This window comes from Burkholderia pyrrocinia, assembly GCF_003330765.1.
In the GTDB taxonomy this organism is placed as follows: domain Bacteria; phylum Pseudomonadota; class Gammaproteobacteria; order Burkholderiales; family Burkholderiaceae; genus Burkholderia; species Burkholderia pyrrocinia_B.
In genome coordinates this window covers 2,068,748-2,094,206 of sequence record NZ_CP024902.1, presented here as the reverse complement: position 1 = coordinate 2,094,206, position 25,459 = coordinate 2,068,748, and the positions used below count along the sequence as shown (strand labels likewise).

General features: G+C 66.0%; 22 protein-coding genes. 19 read left to right on the top strand and 3 right to left on the bottom strand.

Annotated elements, in window-relative coordinates; all coding sequences use genetic code 11:
- Positions 1-120: 120 nt before the first annotated feature.
- The 9 genes from hfq (at position 121) to CUJ89_RS10035 (ending at position 9,601) form a co-directional block, all read left to right on the top strand.
- Positions 121-360 (top strand): RNA chaperone Hfq, encoded by a 240-nt coding sequence (gene hfq, locus CUJ89_RS10080; RefSeq protein WP_014896913.1) that lies wholly within the window; start codon positions 121-123, stop codon positions 358-360.
- Between the two features lie 72 nt (positions 361-432).
- On the top strand, positions 433-1,596 hold the full coding sequence (gene hflX / locus CUJ89_RS10075) for a GTPase HflX (protein WP_201752231.1): 1,164 nt from the start codon (positions 433-435) through the stop codon (positions 1,594-1,596).
- A gap of 47 nt (positions 1,597-1,643) precedes the next feature.
- A complete protein-coding gene (gene hflK, locus CUJ89_RS10070; RefSeq protein ID WP_114177204.1) occupies positions 1,644-2,963 on the top strand; it encodes an FtsH protease activity modulator HflK in 1,320 nt (439 codons plus the stop codon).
- Between the two features lie 15 nt (positions 2,964-2,978).
- Positions 2,979-3,878 carry a protease modulator HflC gene (gene hflC / locus CUJ89_RS10065; RefSeq protein ID WP_114177203.1) on the top strand — a complete coding sequence of 300 codons (900 nt, stop codon included), beginning with the start codon at positions 2,979-2,981 and terminating at the stop codon, positions 3,876-3,878.
- Positions 3,879-3,914: 36 nt separating this feature from the next.
- A complete protein-coding gene (locus tag CUJ89_RS10060; protein WP_006478685.1) occupies positions 3,915-4,106 on the top strand; it encodes a DUF2065 domain-containing protein in 192 nt (63 codons plus the stop codon).
- Between the two features lie 101 nt (positions 4,107-4,207).
- A complete protein-coding gene (locus tag CUJ89_RS10055) occupies positions 4,208-5,356 on the top strand; it encodes an ATP phosphoribosyltransferase regulatory subunit (protein ID WP_114177202.1) in 1,149 nt (382 codons plus the stop codon).
- A gap of 113 nt (positions 5,357-5,469) precedes the next feature.
- Positions 5,470-6,816: an adenylosuccinate synthase gene (locus CUJ89_RS10050; protein WP_011352252.1), complete on the top strand. Its 1,347-nt coding sequence runs from the start codon at positions 5,470-5,472 to the stop codon at positions 6,814-6,816.
- Positions 6,817-6,822: 6 nt separating this feature from the next.
- Positions 6,823-7,419, top strand: coding sequence for a phosphoribosyltransferase (locus CUJ89_RS10045; RefSeq protein WP_201752230.1), 597 nt, complete (start codon positions 6,823-6,825; stop codon positions 7,417-7,419).
- A 265-nt stretch (positions 7,420-7,684) separates the two neighbouring features.
- Positions 7,685-9,601, top strand: a complete 1,917-nt coding sequence (locus CUJ89_RS10035) for a potassium transporter Kup (protein WP_114177201.1) — start codon at positions 7,685-7,687, stop codon at positions 9,599-9,601.
- A 260-nt stretch (positions 9,602-9,861) separates the two neighbouring features.
- Here CUJ89_RS10035 and CUJ89_RS10030 read toward each other — a convergent pair whose 3' ends face one another.
- On the bottom strand, positions 9,862-12,189 hold the full coding sequence (locus CUJ89_RS10030; protein WP_114177200.1) for a Tex family protein: 2,328 nt from the start codon (positions 12,187-12,189) through the stop codon (positions 9,862-9,864).
- A gap of 160 nt (positions 12,190-12,349) precedes the next feature.
- Here CUJ89_RS10030 and CUJ89_RS10025 point away from each other — a divergent pair, with 160 nt between their 5' ends.
- The 3 genes from CUJ89_RS10025 to CUJ89_RS10015 all read left to right on the top strand — a co-directional run bounded on the left by CUJ89_RS10025 (position 12,350) and on the right by CUJ89_RS10015 (position 15,697).
- Positions 12,350-13,102, top strand: coding sequence for a hypothetical protein (locus CUJ89_RS10025; protein WP_114177199.1), 753 nt, complete (start codon positions 12,350-12,352; stop codon positions 13,100-13,102).
- A 77-nt stretch (positions 13,103-13,179) separates the two neighbouring features.
- Complete coding sequence (locus CUJ89_RS10020; protein ID WP_006478692.1) at positions 13,180-13,395, top strand: YdcH family protein; 216 nt, start codon at positions 13,180-13,182, stop codon at positions 13,393-13,395.
- Between the two features lie 55 nt (positions 13,396-13,450).
- Complete coding sequence (locus CUJ89_RS10015; RefSeq protein ID WP_114177198.1) at positions 13,451-15,697, top strand: ATP-dependent DNA helicase; 2,247 nt, start codon at positions 13,451-13,453, stop codon at positions 15,695-15,697.
- A 120-nt stretch (positions 15,698-15,817) separates the two neighbouring features.
- Here the strand turns inward: CUJ89_RS10015 and CUJ89_RS10010 are convergent, their stop codons facing one another.
- The gene (locus tag CUJ89_RS10010) at positions 15,818-16,642 is read right to left on the bottom strand and encodes an outer membrane protein assembly factor BamD (RefSeq protein ID WP_011549700.1); all 825 of its coding nucleotides are present in this window, start codon (positions 16,640-16,642) and stop codon (positions 15,818-15,820) included.
- A gap of 41 nt (positions 16,643-16,683) precedes the next feature.
- Here CUJ89_RS10010 and CUJ89_RS10005 point away from each other — a divergent pair, with 41 nt between their 5' ends.
- The 7 genes from CUJ89_RS10005 (at position 16,684) to CUJ89_RS09975 (ending at position 25,008) form a co-directional block, all read left to right on the top strand.
- Complete coding sequence (locus CUJ89_RS10005) at positions 16,684-17,892, top strand: RluA family pseudouridine synthase (RefSeq protein WP_114177197.1); 1,209 nt, start codon at positions 16,684-16,686, stop codon at positions 17,890-17,892.
- Positions 17,893-17,898: 6 nt separating this feature from the next.
- A complete protein-coding gene (gene pgeF, locus CUJ89_RS10000) occupies positions 17,899-18,738 on the top strand; it encodes a peptidoglycan editing factor PgeF (RefSeq protein WP_114177196.1) in 840 nt (279 codons plus the stop codon).
- 360 nt (positions 18,739-19,098) lie between these two features.
- On the top strand, positions 19,099-20,964 hold the full coding sequence (gene phaC / locus CUJ89_RS09995) for a class I poly(R)-hydroxyalkanoic acid synthase (RefSeq protein ID WP_114177195.1): 1,866 nt from the start codon (positions 19,099-19,101) through the stop codon (positions 20,962-20,964).
- Positions 20,965-21,063: 99 nt separating this feature from the next.
- On the top strand, positions 21,064-22,245 hold the full coding sequence (locus CUJ89_RS09990; protein WP_114177194.1) for an acetyl-CoA C-acetyltransferase: 1,182 nt from the start codon (positions 21,064-21,066) through the stop codon (positions 22,243-22,245).
- Between the two features lie 121 nt (positions 22,246-22,366).
- Positions 22,367-23,107: a 3-ketoacyl-ACP reductase gene (locus CUJ89_RS09985; RefSeq protein WP_114177193.1), complete on the top strand. Its 741-nt coding sequence runs from the start codon at positions 22,367-22,369 to the stop codon at positions 23,105-23,107.
- Positions 23,108-23,226: 119 nt separating this feature from the next.
- Positions 23,227-23,793, top strand: a complete 567-nt coding sequence (gene phaR / locus CUJ89_RS09980; RefSeq protein ID WP_114177192.1) for a polyhydroxyalkanoate synthesis repressor PhaR — start codon at positions 23,227-23,229, stop codon at positions 23,791-23,793.
- A 138-nt stretch (positions 23,794-23,931) separates the two neighbouring features.
- A complete protein-coding gene (locus CUJ89_RS09975) occupies positions 23,932-25,008 on the top strand; it encodes a lysozyme inhibitor LprI family protein (RefSeq protein WP_236654883.1) in 1,077 nt (358 codons plus the stop codon).
- Between the two features lie 76 nt (positions 25,009-25,084).
- Here the strand turns inward: CUJ89_RS09975 and CUJ89_RS09970 are convergent, their stop codons facing one another.
- Positions 25,085-25,339: a hypothetical protein gene (locus tag CUJ89_RS09970; RefSeq protein ID WP_114177190.1), complete on the bottom strand. Its 255-nt coding sequence runs from the start codon at positions 25,337-25,339 to the stop codon at positions 25,085-25,087.
- Between the last annotated feature and the right edge of the window lie 120 nt (positions 25,340-25,459).

Below are 25,459 nucleotides of genomic sequence, written 5' to 3'. Positions count from 1 at the left end.
CCGCAAGGCCTACGCCCCGGGCGGGGCAGGCAAAATCGGCTATAGTGTAGCGATTGGCGCCGGATCTCTTTTTCTTCCTCGCCAATCCAGATCAACCTGCAAAAAAAGATGGAGTACGCCATGAGCAACAAAGGGCAATTGTTACAAGACCCGTTTTTGAACGCACTGCGCAAAGAGCACGTTCCCGTTTCGATCTACCTCGTCAACGGCATCAAGCTCCAAGGGAACATTGAATCGTTCGACCAGTACGTCGTGTTGCTCCGTAATACGGTGACCCAGATGGTGTACAAGCACGCCATCTCGACGGTCGTGCCGGCGCGCCCGGTGAATTTCCACCCGGACGCGGAAGTCTCGTCCTAACCTATCGCAGCGGCCGGCATCCGGTCGCCGCGAGCGACCGATGCCAGCCGCCTTATCTTGACACCCGAAAATTTGATTAACGCAGCGCTCGTCGGCATCGATTTCGGCAAGACCGATTTCGAAGCCAGTCTCGAAGAACTCAGTCTTCTCGCCTCCAGCGCGGGGGCCCATCCCGCCGTCACCCTCACGGGCCGTCGCTCCAGTCCCGATGCCGCGATGTTCATCGGCAGCGGCAAAGCCGAAGAACTGCGGCTTGCCTGCGACGCGCACGACGTCGAAATCGTCATCTTCAATCACGCACTGGCACCGGCTCAGCAACGCAATCTGGAGCGGGCACTTAACCGGCGCGTGATCGATCGTACGAGTCTCATCCTCGACATCTTTGCGCAGCGTGCCCGCAGCCACGAAGGCAAGCTGCAGGTCGAACTCGCGCAGCTTCAATACCTGTCGACGCGGCTCATTCGTGCGTGGACCCACCTTGAACGGCAAAAGGGTGGTATCGGCCTGCGCGGCCCCGGCGAAACCCAGCTCGAAACCGACCGCCGGCTGATTGGCGAGCGCATCAAGATGCTGAAGTCGCGTCTCGACCGGCTGCGCCGGCAACACAGCACGCAACGCCGGCAGCGCGCGCGCAGCGGCACGATGTCGGTATCGCTCGTCGGCTATACGAACGCGGGCAAGTCGACGCTGTTCAATGCGCTGACGAAAGCGCAGGCCTACGCGGCCGACCAGCTGTTCGCCACGCTCGACACGACGTCGCGGCGCGTGTACCTCGGCGACGAGGTCGGCCAGATCGTCGTGTCGGATACGGTCGGGTTCATCCGCGAGCTGCCTCACCAACTCGTCGCCGCGTTCCGTGCAACCCTCGAGGAAACGATCCACGCGGATCTGCTGCTGCACGTGGTCGATGCGTCGAGCGCGGTCCGGCTCGAACAGATCGAGCAGGTCAACGGCGTGCTGCACGAGATTGGCGCGGACACGATCCGGCAGGTGCTGGTGTTCAACAAGATCGACGCCGTGCCCGAACTGGCGGCCCGCGGCGACGCGGTCGAGCGGGATGAGTATGGTAATATTTCGCGCGTCTTTTTGAGCGCGCGCACCGGTCAGGGTCTTGACGTGTTGCGTGCCGCCATCGCCGAAATCGCCTCCGCGGAACACCTTTCCGGCGCGATGCCGCTCGACGGCGCGTCCGCTGGACCACACGAAGACCACACGATTTCCGAACACGGGCGCTAACCGGTCCCGGCCGGTTCGCCGGCGTCTAATCTGGTGAACAAACTCTGGTGAACGAATACAACGAGCGGAGTACCTGGCGGCGGATGCGCGCCTTGCTGTCGAGCAACGATCCCCGCTGGGGACGTGGCGAAGGCAATGGCGGATCCCGTCCCCGGGCGAACGAATCGAAGCGTCCGCAAGGCGGCGACGGTGATGGTCCACCGGATCTCGACGAGATGTGGCGCAACTTCAACCGGCGCCTGAACGGCCTTTTCGGCGGCAAGGGCGGCAACGGCTTCCGTCCCGACAACGGGCGGGCCGCGCGGGTCGGCGTCGGCATCGTGATCGGCGTGCTGGTCGCGGTCTATGCCGGCAGCGGGCTGTTCGTCGTGCAGGATGGCCAGACGGGCGTCGTGCTGCAGTTCGGCAAGCTGTCGGGCACGGTCGGCCAGGGGGTGCACTGGCGCGCGCCGTATCCGTTCGCGTCGCACGAGATCGTCGATACGTCGCAGGTCCGTTCGGTCGAGATCGGACGCAACAACGTCGTGCGTCTCGCAAACGTGAAGGAAGCGGCGATGCTGACGCGCGATGCCGACATCGTCGACGTGCGCTTCATCGTCCAGTACCGGATCCGTTCCGCGACCGATTACCTGTTCCGCAGCGTCGATCCCGAGCGCAGCGTGTCGCAGGCCGCACAGGCCGCGGTGCGTGCGATCGTCGGCACGCGCAGCGCGGCCGACGTGCTGAACCAGGATCGCGACGCGCTGCGCGAGCAGCTTTCCGCCGCGATCCAGCGCGATCTCGACCGCTACCAGTCCGGGCTCGAGGTGACGGCCGTCACGATGCAAAGCGTTGCGGCGCCCGAGCAGACGCAGGCTGCCTACGGCGAAGTCGCGAAGGCGCGCGATGAGCGCGAGGCCGCGAAGCGCGCCGCGCAGGCGTACGCAAGCGACCTGCTGCCGAAGGCGCAGGGCGATGCCGCGAAGCTCGTCGACGAAGCGAACGCGTATGCCGGTCGCGTGGTCACGGAAGCCGAAGGCGATGCCGACCGCTTCAAGCAGGTCTACGCGCAGTACTCGAAGGCACCTGCCGTGATCCGCGAGCGGATGTACCTCGAGACGATGCAGGAAATCTATTCGAACGCAACGAAGGTGTTCGTCGGCAACAAGGGCGGCAACAGCGTCGTGTATCTGCCGCTCGACAAGCTCGTCGAGCAGGGGCGGCAAAACGCCGCGGCGCCCGCCGGCGCATCCTCGCCCGATGCGGCGTCGGCACCGGCGGCAGCCGCACCCGCGAGCGCGGCAGCGGCCGCCGCGGCGTCGGGCAGCGACGTGCTGCGATCGCGCGAAGCGTTTCGCAGCCGGTCGCGCGAAGACGATCTGAAGTAACGGGGAGCGCAGAACATGAACCGAATCATTGCGCTCGTCGTCGCAATCGTGATCGTTGCCTTCGCGGCATCCTCGACGGTCCTCACCGTCGATCCGCGCCATACGGTCGTGCTGTCGGGCCGCGACGGCGCGCAGCCCGAACTGGCGGGCCCCGGCATCCATTTCAAGCTGCCGCCGCCGCTGCAGACGGCCACGCTGATCGACACGCGCCTGCAATCGCTCGAGTCGTCCGATCCGCTGCAACTGGCAACCGAAGACAAGCACGACCTGCTCGTCGCCTATGCGGTGAAGTACCGGATCAGCGATCCGATGAAATATTTCACGGCGACGGGCGGCGACCCGGCGGCGGCTGCCGAACGCCTGGCCGGCGCGCTGAAGAGCGCACTCGGCGACGCGTTCGGCAAGCACGCGCTCGACGACGCCCTCGGCGGCCAGCGCGCGATCGCCGATGCGGCTCGCGACGTGGCGAAGGCGAAGGCGTCCGGTTTCGGCGTCGACGTGGTCGACGTCCAGCTGACGCGCGTCGACTTGCCGGCCGCGCAGACGGACGCCGTCTATCAACGGATGATCGGCGCGCTGCGCGATCAGGCGGCGCAGGTGCGTGCGGAAGGCGCGGCCGACGTCGAGCAGATCAAGGCCGACGCCGAACGCGAGCAGCAGGCCGTGCTCGCGAACGCGTACAAGTCCGCGCAGACGATCAAGGGCGAGGGCGACGCGAAGGCTGCGACGATTGCCGCCGACGCGTTCGGCCGCGATCCGCAGTTCTATCAGTTCTACGCGAGCCTGCAGGCCTACCGGAACACGTTCAAGCGCAACGACATCATCGTCGTCGATCCCGACAGCGAGTTCTTCCGCTTCATGCGCAGCCCGACGGGCGGTGCCGCACCGGCGGCGCCTGCTCCCCGCAAACACTGACCTTGGGGCGCCGCGTCGAGCGGCGCCGTCGCTCGCATGGACCTGGCTGGCTCGTTGTTGCTCGCAGTAGCGCTGATGCTGATCATCGAGGGGGCGTTCCCCTTCGTGTTTCCCGTCGCCTGGCGCGACACGTTTCGTAGAATAGCTGAGCGGCCGCCGCATCATATCCGGATCGGCGGGCTGATCGTGATGGTGCTCGGGCTCGTGCTGCTGCTGCTCGCCACCTGATCCGGACGGCGCATCCGCCGTTCGTCCCGCCCGATTCCGAATTTCCGATTCATATCGCGGCGCGCGTGTCGCGCGCTGTTTCCCGTCGTAGGACCGTACCGATGTCGACCTGGTTACTTCCCGAGAATATCGCCGACGTACTGCCGTCGGAAGCGCGCAAGATCGAGGAGCTGCGCCGCAGGCTGCTCGACCGCTTCCGTTCGTACGGCTATGAAATGGTGATGCCGCCGCTGCTCGAGTATCTCGAGTCGCTGTTGACGAGCGGCGGCGCCGATCTGCGCCTGCGCACCTTCAAGCTGGTCGACCAGTTGTCGGGCCGCACGCTCGGCCTGCGCGCGGACATCACGCCGCAGGTCGCGCGGATCGATGCGCACCTGTTGAACCGTCAGGGCGTGACGCGCCTCTGCTATGCGGGCCACGTGATGCATACGCGCCCGCGAGGCCTGCATGCGACGCGCGAGCAGATCCAGATCGGCGCCGAAATCTACGGGCATGCCGGGCTGGAAGCCGATCTCGAGATCCAGCAACTGATGCTCGATTCGCTGCATCTCGCGGGCCTGTCGCGCATCCGTCTCGACCTGGGCCATGCGGGCGTGCTCGCGGCGCTGCTGGCGCGCGATGCGCAGGCCGCCGAGCGCGGCGAGTCGCTGTACGACGCGCTGTCGGGCAAGGACGTGCCGCTGCTGAACGAACTCACCGACGATCTCGGCGCCGATACGCGCGCAGCGCTGCGCGCGCTGCCGCACCTCTACGGCGACGCGAGCGTGCTTGCCGAGGCGCGCACGCGGTTGCCGGTGCTGCCTGAAATCACGCGGGCGCTCGACGATCTGGCGCAGCTCGCGGCGCAGGCGAAGGGCGCCGAAGTGGCAATCGACCTCGCCGACCTGCGCGGCTATGCGTACCACAGCGGCGCGATGTTCAGTGCCTACATCGACGGTGTGCCGAACGCGATCGCGCGCGGCGGCCGCTACGACCATGTCGGCCAGGCGTATGGCCGTGCCCGTCCGGCAACGGGCTTCTCGCTCGACCTGCGCGAGCTCGCGCGGATTTCGCCGGTCGAGGCGCGCGGCACAGCGATTCTCGCGCCGTGGGTACAAGACGATGCGCTGCGCGCGGCCGTTGCGGCGCTGCGCGATGCGGGCGAGGTCGTGATCCAGGCGCTGCCGGGCCACGACCACGTGCTCGACGAGTTCGCATGCGACCGTTCGCTCGTCGAGCGCAACGGTGTATGGGTGGTCGAACCCCGATAAACAGGCGTTCGCGGGCCGTGCTTCGGCGTGCATATCGTTGAAGCGAAACGGAAAAAATCGGAATCGCCCGCGAACCTAGGTAGAATACGTTTTTAACCAGCTAACGAATCAACATGTCTGCCAGCGCAGTGAACGTGACTCCCGGGCGCAATGTCGTCGTCGTGGGAACTCAATGGGGTGATGAAGGCAAGGGCAAGATCGTCGACTGGCTGACGGACCACGCTCAGGGCGTCGTGCGTTTCCAGGGCGGCCACAACGCCGGCCACACCCTCATCATCGGCGGCAAGAAAACGATCTTGCGCCTCATTCCGTCGGGCATCATGCGTGAAGGCGTCGCCTGCTACATCGGCAACGGCGTCGTCCTGTCCCCCGAGGCACTGTTCAAGGAAATCGGCGAGCTGGAAGAGGCCGGTGTGAACGTGCGTGATCGTCTGTTCATTTCCGAAGCCACGACGCTGATCCTGCCGTACCACATCGCGATCGACCAGGCGCGCGAAGCGCGCAAGGGCGCGGGCAAGATCGGCACGACGGGCCGCGGCATCGGCCCCGCGTATGAAGACAAGGTCGGCCGCCGCGCGCTGCGCGTGCAGGATCTGTTCGATGCGAAGACCTTCGCCGACCGCCTGCGCGAAAACCTCGATTTCCACAACTTCGTGCTGACCCAGTACCTGGGTGGCGCGGCCGTCGACTTCCAGGCCACGCTCGACACGATGCTCGGCTATGCCGATCGCCTGAAGCCGATGGTGGCCGACGTGTCGCGCCGCCTGTACGACGCGAACAACGCGGGCCAGAACCTGCTGTTCGAAGGCGCACAGGGCACGCTGCTCGACATCGACCATGGCACCTATCCGTTCGTCACGTCGAGCAACTGCGTCGCGGGTGCGGCGTCGGCCGGCGCGGGCGTCGGCCCGCAGAAGCTCAACTACATCCTCGGCATCACGAAGGCCTATTGCACGCGCGTCGGCTCGGGCCCGTTCCCGAGCGAACTGTACGATGCGGATAACCCGCAGCGCCAGGACCAGGTCGGCGTCACGCTCGCGAACGTCGGCAAGGAATTCGGCTCGGTCACCGGCCGTCCGCGCCGCACGGGCTGGCTCGATGCGGCCGCGCTGCGTCGCTCGATCCAGATCAACGGCGTGTCGGGCCTGTGCATGACGAAGCTCGACGTGCTCGACGGCCTCGACGAAGTCAAGCTGTGCGTCGGCTACAAGATCGATGGCAAGGATGCGGACATCCTGCCGCGCGGCGCAGCCGACGTGGCCCGTTGCGAGCCCGTGTACGAAACCTTCGCCGGCTGGAAGGAAAGCACGGTCGGCATCAAGACGTGGGAAGCACTGCCGGCGAATGCGCAGGCATACCTGACCCGTGTCCAGGAAGTGGCTGGCGTGCCGGTCGACATGGTGTCGACGGGCCCGGACCGCGACGAGACGATCCTTCTCCGCCATCCGTTCAAGGTATAAGACTCGATGACGCAGGAAAATACGACGACCGTGGAAATCGTGATGACCGATCCGCGCAACGACGACAAGAACCTGTGGGTAGGCTGGGACGAATATCACCGGCTGATCGAGCTGCTCGCGCTGCAGGTGCATGGATCCGGCTGGAAGTTCGACCAGATCCTGTGCCTTGCCCGCGGCGGTCTGCGGGTTGGCGATCAACTGTCGCGCATCTACGATGTGCCGCTCGCGATCCTCGCGACGAGCTCGTATCGGGAAGCGGCCGGCACCGAGCAGGGCAATCTCGATATCGCCCAGTACATCACGATGACGCGCGGCAACCTCGCGGGCAACGTGCTGCTCGTCGACGATCTCGTCGATTCGGGCGTCACGCTCGCACGCGTGCAGGAGCACCTGAAGGAGCGCTATCCGGCCGTCACGGCCGTGCGCTCGGCGGTGCTCTGGTACAAGGGTTGCTCGAAGGTCAAGCCCGACTATCACGTGCAGTATCTGCCGACGAATCCGTGGATTCATCAGCCGTTCGAGGAGTGGGACACGGTTCGTCCGCACAACCTCGAGGCGTGGATCAAGCGCGGTCGCGCGCAGCGCGACGGTTCGGGCGCGTAAGCGGCCGGCCGATCGAAGGAAAGCCTTGTACGGCGCCGCTTGCGGCGCCGTTTTTCATTGGCGCGCCGGGTGCGCCGCGCAGCGTACCCGATAGGCAGACGGCGCAGCCCCGGCTATGATGGCAGCCCTGCCACAGCTCGCGCCGGATTGCATGCGCAGCGTGGATCACGTGGCTCCACGGCAACAGAGCAGGGCGGCGTTTCACGGGGGCGCGAGTAGAATAGCGCTCGTTTTGTCCGACCCGGACCCGATTATTACGCTTCATATGAACGACACGATCCACGCGACCAACGCAGCACATGCGCCGCACTCGACGCAACAACACTCGATGCGGGCGCTGGCGATAGCAGCCATCGGCGTCGTGTTCGGCGACATCGGCACAAGCCCGTTGTATTCGCTGAAGGAGGCGTTCAGCCCCGCACACGGCATTCCGCTCACCGAAAGTTCGATTCTCGGCGTGATCTCGCTGCTGTTCTGGGCAATCATCCTGGTGGTCGGCGTCAAGTACCTGCTGTTCGTGATGCGGGCAGACAACAACGGCGAAGGCGGCGTGCTCGCGCTGATGGCGCTGTCGCTGCGGCCGCTCGACTCGAAGACCCGCGTCGCGGGCGCGCTGATGGCGCTCGGGATATTCGGTGCGTGCATGTTCTACGGGGACGCGGTGATCACGCCGGCGATCTCGGTGATGTCGGCGGTCGAAGGTCTCGAAATCGCGACGCCGCACCTGTCCCACCTCGTGCTGCCGATCACGATCGTGATCCTGATCGCGCTGTTCTGGATCCAGCGCCACGGCACCGCGCTGGTCGGCAAGCTGTTCGGCCCGATCATGGTGCTGTGGTTCGTCGTGATCGCGGCACTCGGCGTGTACCACATCGTGCGCGTGCCGGGCATCATCGCGGCAATCAACCCGTATTACGCGGCGTCGTTCATGGCCGATCACCTGCTGCAGGCCTACGTCGTGCTCGGCTCGGTCGTGCTGGTGCTGACCGGCGCAGAAGCGCTCTACGCGGACATGGGTCACTTCGGCGCGAAGCCGATCCGCCTCGCCGCATACGGCCTCGTGATGCCGTCGCTCGTGCTGAACTACTTCGGCCAGGGCGCATTGCTGATCCAGAATCCGAAAGCGATCGAGAACCCATTCTTCCTGCTGGCGCCGGAGTGGGGGCTGCTGCCGCTCGTCGTGCTGTCGACGGTCGCGACCGTGATCGCGTCGCAGGCCGTGATCTCGGGCGCATATTCGCTGACGTCGCAGGCGATCCAGCTCGGCTACGTGCCGCGCATGAAGGTGCTGCATACGTCGGAACTCGCGATTGGCCAGATCTACGTGCCGGTCGTGAACTGGCTGCTTCTGTTCGTGATCCTCTGCATCGTGGTCGGCTTCAAGAGTTCCGACAACCTCGCGGCCGCGTACGGCATCGCGGTGACGGCAACGATGGTGATCACGACCGTGCTCGCCTGCGTCGTGATGGTGAAGGTGTGGAACTGGAACCGGCTGCTGGTCGGCGCGATCATCGCGGTGTTCCTCGCGATCGACCTGGGCTTTTTCGGCGCGAACCTGCTGAAGGTCGCGCAGGGCGGCTGGCTGCCGCTCGGCATCGGCGCGCTGCTGTTCTTCCTGCTGATGACCTGGTACAAGGGGCGCCACATCGTCAAGGAGCGCACGGCAGCCGATGGTATTCCGCTCGAGCCGTTCCTGCAGGGGCTGCTCGCGCATCCGCCGCATCGCGTGTCGGGCACCGCGATCTACCTGACCGGCAACGACAAGCTCGTGCCCGTCAGCCTGTTGCACAACCTGAAGCACAACAAGGTGCTGCACGAGCGGACCATTTTCCTGACGTTCGTCACGCGCGACATTCCTTACGTGCGCGACGACAAGCGCCTGAGTTCGCGTGATGCGGGCGGCGGGCTATACATCGTCAAGGCCGAGTACGGCTTCAACGAGACGCCGGACGTGAAGGCCGTGATCGAGGAATTCGGTCGCACGCGCGACATGACGTTCGAACTGATGGATACGTCGTTCTTCCTCGCGCGCGAAACGGTCGTGCCGACGCATCTGCCCGGGATGTCTATCTGGCGCGAGCGCGTGTTCGCGTGGATGCATCAGAATGCCGCGAAGCCGACCGACTTCTTCTCGATTCCGGCGAACCGCGTCGTCGAGCTCGGCACGAAGATCGAGATCTGACCGGGCGCGGCGCGCGGGCCGTCTGGCCGCGCGCCGCGTCTGTCGACCGCAGGAACAGGCCGCGATCGTTCGCATTGCCGGCCGTACACGCAGCCGCATGGCGCTGCGTATTCTGCACAAGCCGTCCTCACACGCCAATCCGATAGCCGACTACCTGCCCGCAGGCGCAAGCACGCATCGAGCCGTGCGCACCTCTCGCGGCAGCAATGAAAATGCCCGCCTTTCGGCGGGCTTTTCGTGCGTCGATGGCTTTCGCGTGCTCAGCGCTTCAGCTTCGCGAATGCCGCAGCCATTGCGCCGGATGGTTCCGGCTCGCGCGAACGCGGCGGGCGTGCGGCGGCGCCGCGCCCGGCGTTGCCGCGATCCTGGCCGCCGCGTGACGGCATGCCGGGCGCTGCCGCGTCGTCGTCGAGGCGCATCGTCAGCGCAATGCGCTGGCGCTTCACGTCGACGTCCAGCACCTTTACCTTGACGACCTGGCCGGCCTTCACGACTTCGTGCGGATCCTTGATGAACTTTGTCGACATCGCGGACACGTGGACGAGGCCGTCCTGATGGACGCCGATATCCACGAACGCGCCGAACGCGGCGACGTTCGTCACGACCCCTTCGAGCGTCATGCCCGGCACGAGATCCGACACCTTCTCGACGCCTTCGCGGAACGTCGCGGTCTTGAATTCCGGGCGCGGATCGCGGCCCGGCTTCTCCAGTTCGGACAGGATGTCGCGTACGGTCGGCAGGCCGAAACGTTCGTCGACAAATTCCGTCGGGGACAGGCCCGACAGCGCTTCGCGGTTGCCGAGCACGTCGTCGATGCGCTTGCTGATCTTCGCGAGCATCCGCTCGACGACCGGATAGGCTTCCGGGTGCACCGACGAGCGATCGAGCGGATTCTCGCCGCCGGTGATGCGCAGGAAGCCGGCGGCCTGTTCGAACGTCTTGTCGCCGAGGCGCGGCACCTTGCGCAGGTGCTCGCGCGACGGGAACGGACCGTTCGCATCGCGGTAGTCGACGATGTTGCGCGCGAGCGTCGCGTTCAGGCCCGACACGCGTGCGAGCAGCGGGGCGGACGCCGTGTTCGCGTCGACGCCCACCGCGTTCACGCAATCCTCGACGACAGCATCGAGCGAGCGGGCGAGTTCGCGCTGGTTCACGTCGTGCTGGTACTGGCCGACGCCGATCGCTTTCGGCTCGATCTTCACGAGCTCGGCGAGCGGGTCCTGCAGGCGGCGCGCGATCGACACGGCGCCGCGCAGCGTCACGTCGAGCTCGGGGAATTCCTTCGCGGCGAGCTCGGACGCCGAGTAGACCGACGCGCCGGCTTCCGACACGACGATCTTCTGCAGGCGCAGTTCCGGGTGTTTCGCGATCAGTTCGCTCGCGAGCTTGTCGGTTTCGCGCGACGCGGTGCCGTTGCCGATGCTGATCAGTTCGGCTTGAGTTTGCGCGGCGATGCGCGCGAGCTTCGCGATCGAGCCGTCCCAGTCGCGGCGCGGCTCGTGCGGGTAGATCGTGTCGGTCGCGAGCACCTTGCCGGTGCGGTCGACGACCGCGACCTTCACGCCCGTGCGCAGTCCGGGGTCGAGACCGATCACGGCCTTCGGGCCGGCCGGCGCCGCCAGCAGCAGGTCGTTCAGGTTGCGCGCGAACACGCGGATCGCTTCGGTTTCGGCCGTTTCGCGCAGTTGCGTGAGCAGTTCGTTCTCGATGTGCGGCTGCACCTTCACACGCCAGCACCAGCGGCACACGTCCGACAGCCATTTATCGGCCGGGCGGTTCTGGTTCGCGATGCCGAAATGGCGCGCGATCATCGCCTCGCCGGGGTGCGGCACCTGCACGTCGAGCTCTTCGCCGAGGCCGAGCTTGACCGTCAGGATGCCCGCGTTGCGGCCGCGGAACAGCGCGAGCGCGCGGTGCGACGGCACGGTCTTGATCGTTTCCGCGTAGTCGTAATAGTCGCGGAATTTCTCGCTTTCGTCGTTTTCCTTGCCCTCGACGACGGCCGACGACACGACACCCTGGTTGTGCAGGTAGTCGCGCAGCTTGCCGAGCAGCTCGGCCGTCTCGCCGAACTGTTCGGACAGGATGTCGCGCGCGCCGTCGAGCGCGGCCTTCACGTCGGCGACGCCCTTGTCGGCGTCGACATACGCGGCCGCCTCGGCCAGCGGGTCGAGCAGCGGGTTCGCGAGCAGCGCCTGCGCGAGCGGCTCGAGGCCGGCCTCGCGGGCGATCTGCGCACGCGTGCGGCGCTTCGGCTTGTACGGCAGATAAAGGTCTTCGAGCACCTGCTTGCTGTCGGCCGCGTCGATCGCGGCGCGCAGCTCGTCGGTCAGCTTGCCCTGTTCGTCGATGCTCGACAGGATCGCCGCGCGGCGATCCTCGAGTTCGCGCAGATACAGGAGGCGTTCCTCGAGCTGGCGCAACTGCGTATCGTCCAGGTTGCCGGTCACTTCCTTGCGGTACCGGGCAATGAACGGAACGGTCGAGCCTTCGTCGAGGAGTTGCACGGCCGCGGCGACCTGGCGCGGCTGGACGGACAGTTCGGTGGCGATGCGCTGTACGATCTTGAGTGCTACGGTTTCCGTCATGTCGTGGTTGATCTGCCTGCTGAAATCGCGGCGCGGGCCGGCTGGCCCGGAGCGGCGGGCTGCATGGCGGGCCCGCCGGACCAGATGCCGCGGGTGAGTGAAGCGGGGCATTTTGCCATAAATGGCGGAGCGTCCAGCCGGGGGTGATAGAATTTGACACATGTCCCGCAGCTTTCCTACGACGTTGCCAACTTCCCGCATTTCTCTCGTCGCGCTCGGCGCAGCGCTCGCCGCGGCTTTGTCTGCCGGGCCTTCCGGCGCGTTCGCACAGGCCTCGGGCGCAACCGCGCCGGACGCCGTCGCGGCCGCGCCTGTTGCGGCCTCCGCCGCACCGGATTTCGACGCCCGTCAAAAAGTGCTCAATCAACGCTCCGCAGAAAACGATTATCGTTATGCGGTGGCCGAGCACGATTGCTACAGCAAATTCTTCGTCAATCACTGTCTCGGCAAGGCGCGTGACCAGATGCGCGACGAGCGGGCGAGCATCCGCCAGGAGCAGCTCGCGCTCGACGACGAGCAGCGCGCGGTGCGCGCGCAACAGCGCGACCAGCAGCAGGCGCTGAAGCAGGCGCAGAATGCGGCGGAAGCGCCGCAGCGCGCGGCGAACGACGCGGCGAACGCGGCCGCGTTCCGCGACAAGCAGGAGCAGAATGCACTGAAGCAGGCGCAGCGCGGCGCGGAAGGGCCGCAGCGCGCGGCGAGCAAGCAGGCATACGACCAGAAGCAGGCCGACTTCCAGCACAAGCTCGACCAGGCGCACCAGCAGGCGACGCAGAAGGCGCAGGAGCGCTCGGACAACGCCGCGCGCTACGAGCAGAAGCAGAAGGAAGCCGCGCAGCACAAGGCCGATGTCGAGCGGCGTCAGCAGGAAGCGGCCGAGAAGGCCAAGCAGCAGCAACAGCAGGGGCAGTAACGTGTTGGGTTGATCCGGAATCAGTCTCGTGCGCGTCGGCACGCCAGCCGGTGCGCTGCTTCGATGAGGAGGCAAATATGCAAAACCGTCACACGGAACAGCAGCAGGAATTGCACAACCGTTTGGCTGCATTGCAGGAGCAGCACCAGCAGCTCGCTCGGGAGATCGAGCTGAAGGAAGGACACTCCGACATCGACGACATTACGCTGCACAGGCTGAAGAAGGAAAAGCTGGCGGCCAAAGACAAAATCATTTTGCTGCAATCGCAGCTGGAACCGGATAAGCGCGCCTGAGCGCGGCCTGGCAAGCGCCGGCGCCGCTCGGGCGCTGGACACAGGAACGCTTGCCTTGAATTCACCGCTTGAAGCCCCCCCCGATGCCCGGCGTGACGCGTCCGCCGGGCGCGTTCGTGCGCCCGAAGGCACCTTCGAGCTGAGCCGCAAGCGCGTCGATGAACTCGACACGATCTTCGGCGAAGGCGGGCTGCTGGCACGAGCGCTCGACGGCTATCGGCCGCGTATGTCGCAGATCGAGATGGCGCGTGCGGTTGCCTCCGCGATGGAAGCATCCGCGCGTCGGATGCCCGAGCCCGAGATCTTCGAAACCCGCAAGCGGCCGGCGCGCCGCCTCGGCGACGGCGACAAGACGGCCGAGCCGGGCGCGAACGCGGCCGCGGCGGCCGAGACCGACAGCGATGCGGGCGACAACACGCTGATCGTCGAGGCCGGCACGGGTACCGGCAAGACCTATGCGTATCTCGTGCCCGCGATGCTGTGGGGCGGCAAGGTGATCGTGTCGACCGGCACGAAGCACCTGCAGGACCAGCTGTTCCAGCGCGATATCCCGACCGTGCGCAACGCGCTCGCGGTGCCGGTGACGGTCGCGATGCTCAAGGGACGCGCGAACTACCTGTGCCACTACTACCTGCAACGCACGGCCGACAACGGTCGCTTGCCGTCGCGGCAGGACACGGCCTATCTGCAGGAAATCGTCCGCTTCGCGAAGATCACGAAGAGCGGCGACAAGGCCGAGCTCGCGAGCGTGCCGGAAACGGCGCCCGTGTGGTCGATGGTCACGTCGACGCGCGACAACTGCCTCGGCCAGGAATGCCCGCATTACAAGGAGTGCTTCGTGATGCAGGCGCGGCGCGAGGCGCAGCAGGCCGACGTCGTCGTCGTCAACCACCACCTGTTCTTCGCGGACATCATGCTGCGCGACACGGGGATGGCCGAGCTGCTGCCGAACGCGAACACGGTCATCTTCGACGAAGCGCACCAGTTGCCGGAGACGGCGACGCTGTTCTTCGGCGAGACGCTGTCGACGACGCAGATTCTCGAGCTCGCACGCGACACGGTGGCCGAAGGCCTGAGCCATGCGCGCGACGCGGTCGAGTGGGTGAAGCTCGGCGGCGATCTCGAACGCGCGGCGCGCGACTTGCGCCTCGCCTTCGCGAACGACCAGATCGTACGCATGTCGCTCGCCCAGCTCGGCGACGATCACCCGATGTTCGGCGCGCTCGACGCGCTCGAGGCTGCGCTCGACGCGCTCGCGTCGGCGCTTGCAAGCCAGGCCGAGCGGGCGGAATCGCTCGGAGCGTGCCTGCGGCGCGCCCGCGAGCTGCAGGACCTGCTGGCCGGCTGGGTCGCGCCCGGTGCGGCGGAAGCGGCCGCGAAGGCTGACGCGGCGGCGGCCGGCGACAAGGCGGCGTCCGACGGCGATCCGAACGAGAAGGTGCGCTGGGTCGAGGTGTTCGCGCATACCGTCCAACTGCACGAAACGCCGCTGTCGGTCGCGCCGATCTTTGCAAAGCAGCGTGCGGGCGTGCCGCGTGCGTGGGTGTTCACGTCGGCCACGTTGTCGGTGCGCGGCGATTTCACGCACTACGCGGCGCAGATGGGCCTCAGTTCGCGTCGCTCGATGACGCTCGCGAGCCCGTTCGACTACCAGGCGCAGGGGCTGCTGTATGTGCCGCGCAACCTGCCGCAACCGTCGTCGCCGGCGTTTACCGATGCCGTATTCGATGCCGCGCTGCCGGCGATCGAGGCGTCCGGCGGCGGCGTGTTCATGCTGTGCACGACGCTGCGCGCGGTCGACCGGATCGCGTCGAAGCTGCGCGACGTGATCGAGTCGCGCGGCTGGAACACGCCGTTGCTCGTGCAGGGCGATGCGAGCCGCACCGAGCTGCTCGACCGCTTCCGCGCATACGGCAACGCGATCCTGGTCGGCAGCCAGAGTTTCTGGGAAGGCGTCGACGTGCGCGGCGACGCGCTGTCGCTCGTCGTGATCGACAAGCTGCCGTTCGCGCCGCCGGACGATCCGGTGCTGGCCGCACGGCTCGATGCGCTGACGAAGAAGGGCCTGAGCCCGTTCGCCGTGCACCAGTTGCCGCAGGCCGTGATCACGCTGAAGCAGGGCGCGGGCCGGTTGATTCGCGCGGAGACGGATCGCGGCGTGCTGATGATCTGCGACACGCGGCTCGTCGACAAACCCTACGGGCGCCGGATCTGGCAGAGCCTGCCGCCGTTCAAGCGGACCCGAGAGATCGCGGTCGTCCAGGACTTCTTCGACGAGTACCGCTCGGAAAAACGCACGTGACGGCACGCGCGGCGATTGCCGCGTGACCGCACCTGCGTCGCCCGAATGCGGTGCCAACAAAAAACCCGGCTCGATGGCCGGGTTTTTTGTTGGTGCAGCTGGCGTTGCGTCGCGCAGTTCTCAGAACTGCCACCACGACTTCTTCGCGCCGGGGCGCGAGTGGCCCGTGACGTACGGGCTGTCGGGGAACGTGCCCGCGAGCACGCGCTTCGTGTCCTCGGCGAGTTCCGGCTGGTTCAGCTTGCCGTACGACAGGATCATGATGTGCAGCGCGTCCTCGATCGCCGGCGCGCCCTTGTAGTCCTTGATCGCGAGCTGCGCGCGGTTGATTGCCGCGACGTAGGCACCGCGCCGGTAGTAGTAGTCGGCCGCGTGCACTTCGTGCGACGCGAGCGCGTTGACGATGTAGCGCATCCGTGCGGCTGCGTCGGGCGCGTACTTGCTCTTCGGGAAGCGGTCGACGACGACCTTGAACGCATCGTACGATTCGCGCAGTGCCTGCGGATCGCGCTCGCTCATGTCCTGGCCGGAGAAGCGGCCGAACAGGCCGAGATCGTCGTTGAAGTGGATCATCCCCTTCAGGTAGTACGCGTACGGGATATCCGGATGATCGGGGTGGAGCTGGATGAAGCGGTCGACGGCCTGGTCGGCGGCTGCCGCTTCGTTATCCTTCCAGTTGCAGTATGCAACGTTGATCTGCGCCTGCTGCGCGAAATGGCCGAACGGATCGCGGCCTTGCAGCGATTCGAAATATTTCGCGCACTTGCCCCAGTCGCCGCCGGACAGTGCGTCCTGGGCCTCTGAGTATAATTTGTTGTTCGACCAGGTAGCCGTCTCGTCCTGCTTCTGCGGCAAGCCGTGGCAGCCGGCGATGAGGGCCGCGGCCGCTACCGCCGCAGCTCGGGCGGCGACGGTTCTGGCCGTACGTTTGGTCGAATTCATCATGCTCGCATGTCCTAGCTTCAAGTCTCGGTGACCCAGTCTAAATGACCCGTTCAAGTTCGCAGAATGCCCAGCCGGGCACACCAAATCGCGAAGATTATAGCCCAAGCGATCGGCCCGCCGACGCTGCCTCGGGGGATTCCCTCGATGACAATCTGACCGGCGACGTGTTGCAACCCCCCGTTGTGCCGTCCGTGGCGGCCGATGAGGCGCCGCGCGTCGTCGAAGTGCCGCCGTCGCTGGCGGGCGAACGCCTCGACAAGGCGCTCGCCCAGCTGTTCCCTGAATTCTCGCGCAGCCGCCTGCAGAGCTGGATCGAGGCGCAGCGCGTGCTCGTCAACGGCGCGCCGGCGAAGATCCGCCAGCCGGTGCCGCTCGGCGCGACGATCGAGCTCGTGCCCGATCTGCTTCCCGAACAGCTCGCGTTCACGCCGGAGCCGGTGCCGCTCGACGTCATCTACGAGGACGACGCGCTCGTCGTCATCAACAAGCCGGCCGGGCTCGTCGTGCATCCGGCAGCCGGCAACTGGAGCGGCACGATCCTCAACGGGCTGTTGCATCGCTATGGCGACGCGGCGGCCGGCCTGCCGCGCGCGGGGATCGTCCACCGGCTCGACAAGGAGACGTCGGGCCTGATGGTGGTGGCGCGCACGCTGGCCGCGCAGACGGACCTCGTGCGCCAGTTGCAGGCCCGCACGGTGAAGCGCCGCTATTTCGCGCTCGTGTGGGGCACGATGCCCGAGGAAGGCACGATCGACGCGCCGATCGGCCGCGATCCGCGCGAGCGCACGCGCATGGCCGTCGTCACGAGCGCGTCGGGCAAGCCCGCGCGCACGCATTTCCGCACGGTTGACACATGCGTGTGGCAACGTCAGCCGGTTTCGGCGATCCAGTGCGACCTCGAAACCGGCCGCACGCACCAGATCCGCGTGCACTGCGCGCACGCCGGGCACCCGCTGCTCGGTGATCCCGTCTACGGGCGCGCGCGCGGCAAGCGCTCGGTCGCGCCGCTGCCGGACGGGTTTGCGCGACAGGCACTGCATGCATGGCGGCTCGGCCTCGTGCATCCGGTTACGGGCAAGGCGGTGCAATGGCGCTGCCCGCTGCCGGACGACATGAACGCGCTCGTCGCGGCGCTCGGCTTCGGGCAGGGCGACGAGGAATTCGACGACGATGATGGTGTCTACGACGATGACGATTTCGGCGGCGAATATCACGACGATGAGCCGTACCCTGACGATGAGGAGGAGTGAGTGCCGATGACGAACCTGGCGCCGTTGACGTGGCAGGACTGCGTGCAGCCCGACTGGCAGGTTTCGCCGCGCGTGCGCGCGCTGATCACGACGCGTGATGGTGGTGTGAGCGAAGGCCCGTACGGGCGCTGGCAGGACGGAGCCGTGTTGCCGGGCGGGATGAATCTCGGCCTGCATACCGGTGATGATCCGGCCCATGTCGCCGGGAATCGCGCGCGCTTGCTCGCGCTGGCAGGCCAGTCGAGCGCCGCATGGCTCGAGCAGGTTCACGGCGCGCAGATCGTGCGCGCGGACGAGGTGATTGCGGCGGCGCCCGTGGCTAAGGCGCCGGTCCAGGCCGACGCGAGCGTCACGGACCAGGCGGGCGCCGTCTGCGTCGTGATGGTCGCGGATTGCCTGCCCGTGCTGCTGTGCGACGCGCAGGGCCGGGCGGTCGGCGCCGCGCATGCGGGCTGGCGCGGTCTCGCGGCCGGCATCGTCGAGCAGACCGCGGCGCGCGTCGCGGCGCTTTCGGGCGGCGCGACGGACGCGCTTCATGCGTACCTCGGGCCGGCGATCGGCCCGCAGGCGTTCGAGGTCGGCGCCGACGTGCGTGACGCGTTTCTCGACACGGCTCCGCAGTCGGAGCATGATAAAACCCGGCTTGCGTTCGTCGCGATCGCCGGCGCGCCGGGCAAGTTTCTCGCCGATCTCTATGCGCTCGCGCGCCTGCGTCTCGCACGTGCGGGCGTTGCGCACGTGAGCGGCGGGACGGCCTGCTCGGTCAGCGAGCACGCGCGCTTCTATTCGTACCGGCGCGACCGCGTGACGGGCCGTATGGCGGCGGCGATCTGGCTGGCCGACTGACGGCATGCGCATGCGCGCGTGGTTTATTGCGCCGCGAAATCGGGTTATCTCGATATTTAGGCGGCAATGCGGCGTTGCATGCGCGGCTGAATGAAAAATCCCGAAGTCAAGTCAATTAAAATGTTTTATGTTTCGCCGGAACCCTTGTCCCGTCTGTTGCGCGCGGATTATCTCCGCGCAGAAATGTTCAGTGGTTTGACGTGGCGCTTCACATGGGGAAAACGATAATGATAAAAATACCGCACTGCGGCAGAATCTGGAGACGCCTCTCCAGAGCATGACGGCCCGGCTCGCAGCCGGCACGCCGCGCGCGAGCAGGATTTCACGATTGACGCTCACGAATCACCGGTAAGGCAGGTAATGACAGCATCGAAAAATTCGTCGACGTCCGCTCAGGCGGGCAATTCCGCGGGCAGCACCGGATTCGATCCGGCCGCCCAGCCGATGCAGCAGATGTTCGAGTCGTGGTTGAACGCGTGGCGCGGTTTTGCAGATCCGGCACGCGCCGCGACTGCATCGGCCACCGTGAATCCGTTCGCGACATTCCAGTTCCCGACATCGTTTCCGTTCCAGGTGCCGTCGATGCCCGATCTCGGCGGCATGGCGTCGCCGTTCGCGGGGCTGAAGCTGCCGGTTGCTGCGATTCCGCCCGAACGGCTCCAGACGCTGCAGGCCGACTACGCGCGCGATTGCATGACGCTGATGCAGCAGGCGGCCGCCGCGAAGCTCGAGTCGCCCGAACTGAAAGACCGCCGCTTCAGTGGCGATGCATGGAAGGCGTCGCCGGCGCATGCGTTCGCGGCTGCCTGGTATCTGCTCAACGCACGCTACCTGCAGGAACTGGCCGACGCGCTTCAGACCGATCCGAAGACGCGCGAGCGCATCCGTTTCACGGTCCAGCAATGGACGGCCGCCGCCGCGCCGAGCAACTTCCTTGCGCTCAATCCCGACGCGCAGAAATCGATTCTCGAGACGCAAGGCGAAAGCCTGCGGCAGGGGATGATGAACCTGCTCGGCGACCTGCAGCGCGGCAAGATTTCGCAGACCGACGAATCGCAGTTCGTGGTCGGCAAGAACCTCGGGTGTACTGAAGGCGCGGTCGTCTACGAAAACGACCTGATGCAGCTGATCCAGTACACGCCGAAGACGGACAAGGTGTTCGAGCGGCCGCTGCTGATCGTCCCGCCGTGCATCAACAAGTTCTACATCCTCGACCTGCAGCCCGAGAATTCGCTCGTCGCGCACGCGCTGTCGAACGGCCATCAGGTGTTCCTCGTGTCGTGGCGCAACGCGGATGCATCGGTCGCGCACAAGACGTGGGACGACTACATGAACGAAGGGCTGCTCGCGGCGATCGACGCCGTGCAGCAGGTCAGCGGCCGCGAGCAGATCAACACGCTCGGCTTCTGCGTCGGCGGCACGATGCTCGCGACCGCGCTGTCGGTGCTCGCCGCGCGCGGCGAGCATCCGGCCGCGTCGATGACGCTGCTTACCGCGATGCTCGACTTCACCGACACGGGCATTCTCGACGTGTTCGTCGACGAGGCGCACGTGCAGATGCGCGAGCAGACCATCGGCGGCAAGAACGGCACGCAACCGGGGCTGATGCGCGGCGTCGAGTTCGCGAATACGTTCTCGTTCCTGCGCCCGAACGACCTCGTGTGGAACTACGTCGTCGACAACTACCTGAAGGGCCGCACGCCCACGCCGTTCGACCTGCTGTACTGGAACAGCGACTCGACGAGCCTGCCGGGCCCGATGTACGCGTGGTACCTGCGCAATACCTATCTCGAGAACAAGCTGCGCGAGCCGGGCGCGCTGACCGTCTGCGGCGAAGCCGTCGACCTGTCGCTGATCGACGTGCCGACCTTCGTCTACGGCTCGCGCGAGGATCACATCGTGCCGTGGCAGACGGCTTACGCATCGACGTCGATCCTGACGGGCCCGCTGAAGTTCGTGCTCGGCGCGTCGGGTCATATCGCGGGCGTGATCAATCCGCCGGCGAAGAAGAAGCGCAGCTACTGGGTCAACGACAGCGACCTGCCGGAGTCCGCAGACGACTGGTTCGCCGGTGCGACCGAGCAGCCGGGAAGCTGGTGGACGACCTGGGTCGAGTGGCTCGACCAGTACGGCGGCCGCAAGGTGGCGCCGCCCGCCCAGCCCGGTTCCGCGCAGTTCCCGGTGATCGAACCGGCGCCGGGGCGTTACGTGTTGCAGCGCGATTGACGAAAACCGGACAGCGGCGCACGCTGTCCGGTGCATCGCAGTTTTTTTAACGGGGCCGGTAGCGATGCGCCGTGTCGTGCGGGCCTGGAGGAAAGGGAAATGACGGACGTAGTGATCGTATCGGCCGCGCGGACCGCGGTCGGCAAATTCGGCGGCTCGCTTGCGAAGATTGCGGCGCCCGAGCTGGGCGCGACGGTGATCCGCGCGGTGCTGGAACGTGCGGGCGTGAAGCCCGATCAGGTCAGCGAAGTGATCCTGGGCCAGGTGCTGACGGCCGGCTCGGGGCAGAACCCGGCGCGGCAATCGCTGATCAAGGCCGGGTTGCCGGCGGCAGTGCCGGGGATGACGATCAACAAGGTGTGCGGCTCGGGCCTGAAGGCCGTGATGCTGGCGGCGAATGCGATCGTCGCGGGCGACGCGGACATCGTGATCGCGGGCGGCCAGGAAAACATGAGCGCGTCGCCGCACGTGCTGCCGGGCTCGCGCGACGGGTTCCGGATGGGTGACGCGAAGCTGGTCGACACGATGATCGTCGACGGCCTGTGGGACGTGTACAACCAGTACCACATGGGCATCACGGCGGAGAACGTCGCGAAGGAATACGGGATCACGCGCGACGAGCAGGACGCGTTCGCGGCGCTGTCGCAGAACAAGGCGGAAGCGGCGCAGAAGGCCGGGCGCTTCAACGACGAGATCGTGCCGGTGTCGATCCCGCAACGCAAGGGCGAGCCGCTGCAGTTCGCGACCGACGAGTTCGTGCGTCACGGCGTGACGGCGGAAGCGCTGGCGGGGCTGAAGCCGGCGTTCTCGAAGGACGGCACGGTGACGGCGGCGAACGCGTCGGGGCTGAACGACGGCGCGGCGGCGGTGCTGGTGATGTCGGCGAAGAAGGCAGCGGCGCTGGGCCTGACGCCGCTGGCGCGGATCAAGGCGTACGCGAATGCGGGCGTGGATCCGAGCGTGATGGGGATGGGCCCGGTGCCGGCGTCGCGCCGGTGTCTGGAGCGCGCGGGCTGGACGCCGGGCGACCTGGACCTGATGGAGATCAACGAGGCGTTCGCGGCGCAGGCGCTGGCGGTGCACAAGCAGATGGGCTGGGACACGTCGAAGGTGAACGTGAATGGCGGCGCGATTGCGATCGGTCACCCGATCGGCGCGTCGGGCTGCCGGATCCTGGTGACGCTGCTGCACGAGATGGCCAAGCGCGATGCGAAGCGCGGTCTGGCGTCGCTGTGCATCGGCGGCGGGATGGGCGTCGCGCTCGCGGTCGAGCGTCCGTAACCGGCCGTCTGCTACCAGCGAACCGAATCCGGGCGCCGGCCGATTGCGGCTTCGGCCGGTGCCACGTGAAGTCAGAGGGGGCCTCAGGCAGCTCTCGAAACCAAAAAATGGAGTGAGATTTATGTCTCAGCGAATTGCGTACGTAACGGGCGGGATGGGCGGCATCGGCACCAGCATCTGCCAGCGTCTGTTGAAAGACGGCTTCAAGGTGGTCGCGGGTTGCGGCCCGAACTCGCCGCGCCGTGTGAAATGGATCGAGGCCCAGAAGGCGCTCGGGTACGATTTCATCGCGTCGGAAGGTAACGTCGGCGACTGGGACTCGACCAAGGAAGCGTTCGACAAGGTCAAGGCCGAAGTCGGCGAGATCGACGTGCTGGTCAACAACGCGGGCATTACGCGCGACGTCGTGTTCCGCAAGATGACGCACGAAGACTGGACCGCCGTGATCGACACCAACCTGACGAGCCTGTTCAACGTGACCAAGCAGGTGATCGACGGGATGGTGGAGCGCGGCTGGGGCCGGATCATCAACATCTCGTCGGTGAACGGCCAGAAGGGGCAATTCGGCCAGACCAACTACTCGACCGCGAAGGCCGGCATCCACGGCTTCTCGATGTCGCTCGCACAGGAAGTCGCGACGAAGGGCGTGACGGTCAACACCGTGTCGCCGGGCTACATCGGCACCGACATGGTGAAGGCGATCCGTCCCGACGTGCTCGAGAAGATCGTCGCGACGATCCCGGTGCGGCGTCTCGGCGGGCCGGAGGAAATCGGCTCGATCGTCGCGTGGCTCGCGTCGAACGATTCCGGCTTCGCGACGGGCGCCGACTTCTCGCTGAACGGCGGCCTGCACATGGGCTGAACGCCCGGGCTGCGCGGGCCGGGTGGCCGTGCAGCCGGGTGTGTTCCGAAGGCCCCCGCCTCCCGGATTCGGGCGGCGGGGATTCGTCACTTGCGCTACGCTGCACTGAAAGGCGTTACATGACTACTACAAAGAAGACGGCCGAACGGCTCATCAAGAAGTACCCGAACCGCCGGCTCTACGATACCGAGACAAGCACGTACATTACGCTCACCGACGTGAAGCAACTCGTGCTGGAGCAGGAGGATTTCAAGGTCGTCGATGCGAAATCCAACGAAGACCTGACGCGCAGCATCCTCCTGCAGATCATTCTCGAAGAGGAAAGCGGTGGTGTGCCGATGTTCTCGTCGTCGATGCTGTCGCAGATCATCCGTTTCTATGGTCACGCGATGCAGGGCATGATGGGCACGTACCTGGAAAAGAACATCCAGGCGTTCATCGATATCCAGAACAAGCTCTCGGATCAGTCGAAGAACCTGTACGACACCAACGCAATGAATCCGGAAGTCTGGTCGCAGTTCATGAACATGCAGGCGCCGATGATGCAAGGGATGATGACGAGCTACATCGAGCAGTCGAAGAACATGTTCGTGCAGATGCAGGAGCAGATGCAGAACCAGGCGAAGTCGATGTTAAGCGCGTTCCCGTTCAAGCAGCCGGGCGAATCGGAGCCGGAGAAGAAGTAACGATTTCGCGGCAGGCCTGCCGCGGCGGCGCGCGTGCGCTCCGGCACAACGATGCGCGGCTGCCGTCTGCCGGAAGATGTCGCCGACGGTCGTTCATGATCGTCGGCACCGAAAGCCTGTACCCCGAACGGGGCGGGCATGACCGTTGTCCGATCGATCGAGATCCAGTCACATACGAATGAAAGCCGGGACGCGCCGCGCCTGATGGTGTGCGTTTGTGCCGGCGCGGGTGTTTGCCTGTCGTACCCGAAGCGGCGCGGACTGCGACGCGCAGGGCCATCTTTGGCGAAACGCAGTATCGGTTCCCGGGTGCGACAAGATGTTCGATGCCGCGTCGATGCGGTGCGGCCGAGAAAAACAAACCGACTGAGAGTGAGCATGCAAGGGATTCGAACGGCGTCGGCCGGCCGGTTGGCAGGTCTTGCTTCGATGTTCATGATGGGCGTTGGCTTGGCCGTTCCGGGCTTTGCGATGGATTGCGCGAAAGCCGTGCAATCGATCGAGAAGCGCATCTGCACGAACCCCGTGCTGCGGGCGGCCGATGCGCGAATGAATTTGGCCTATGCGGGCGCGCTGAAGGTCGCGCCGGACACTGCGATCCACAACATGCTGGTGCGTAGCCAGCGCCGCTGGATCGGCGCGCGCAACAACCGTCTCGATGCCGATTACGATGGCCATCCGCTGGCCGTCGACGAAGTGCGCAAGGCCATCGATCGGCGCACCGCTGTGCTGGCCGATCAGTCGGGCAAAGGGCTGATTGCGCAAGCGCAGGCCGAGCGCCAGTGGCTCGCGAAATACACGGGCGGCCCGTTGACCGGTTTCGATGCAAACTGCGATTTCATTCCCGACGATGCGAGTGGTGCGCACGTTTCATATGCGTGTTTCGGCGCGGTGCATGTGCAGCATCGTGCGCGGGTCTGTAGCCAGAGTGAAGACTGGGCGACCGGCGCGGTTTATCAATACCGCTCGGTGAGTGCGGCGGATGGCGGGAAGATGCGACCGGTGGCGTTCTGCGAGGGGCAGGCACATGCGAGTGCGTGCGATAACGGCGGGGCACAATCGAGGTGGACGCGTGCGGGAGCGTCTGGTGGCGACAACCGCGCGCCCGCGCCGCCAACCGGGTTGCCGCAACTCGATGCGGAAATGTGGCCGATCGGCGACGGGGACGATGCGGAGTGGTTCGAGCGGTGTCTGACGGCGGCGAAGTTTCCGTGAGTACGCGCCGGATTGCGTGCAAGCCCGCTTCGGCGGGCTTTTTTACAATCCCTGACCCGTCAAGGAAGCGGGGGTATCACGACTCCGGATCGAACCCTTGATGATCGTCCGACGGTGGCAGGTCGAGAACGAGCTTGACCGCGCTGTAGTTGGCCTTGAGCGAAAACACGCGGCCGATCACGAAAAACGTTTGCCGCGAATTATCGAGTTCGACGAAGTCGCCGGGTTGCGGCACATGGGCACCCTGGTCATAGGAAAAGCTGGTGCTGGTTTGCTCGCCGATGGTCTCGGCAGCGTGTTCGGTGAATTCGATCGTGATGTGGGTGGTCATGCGAGCCCCGTTGGGTCGATTGGAGAGAGCGGACGCTGCGATTTTCGCATAGCGGCAGCTCGCATCCGTACCGATTCTTGTGGCCGACAGATTGTGCAGGGGGGAATCCCGGCAGCCGGC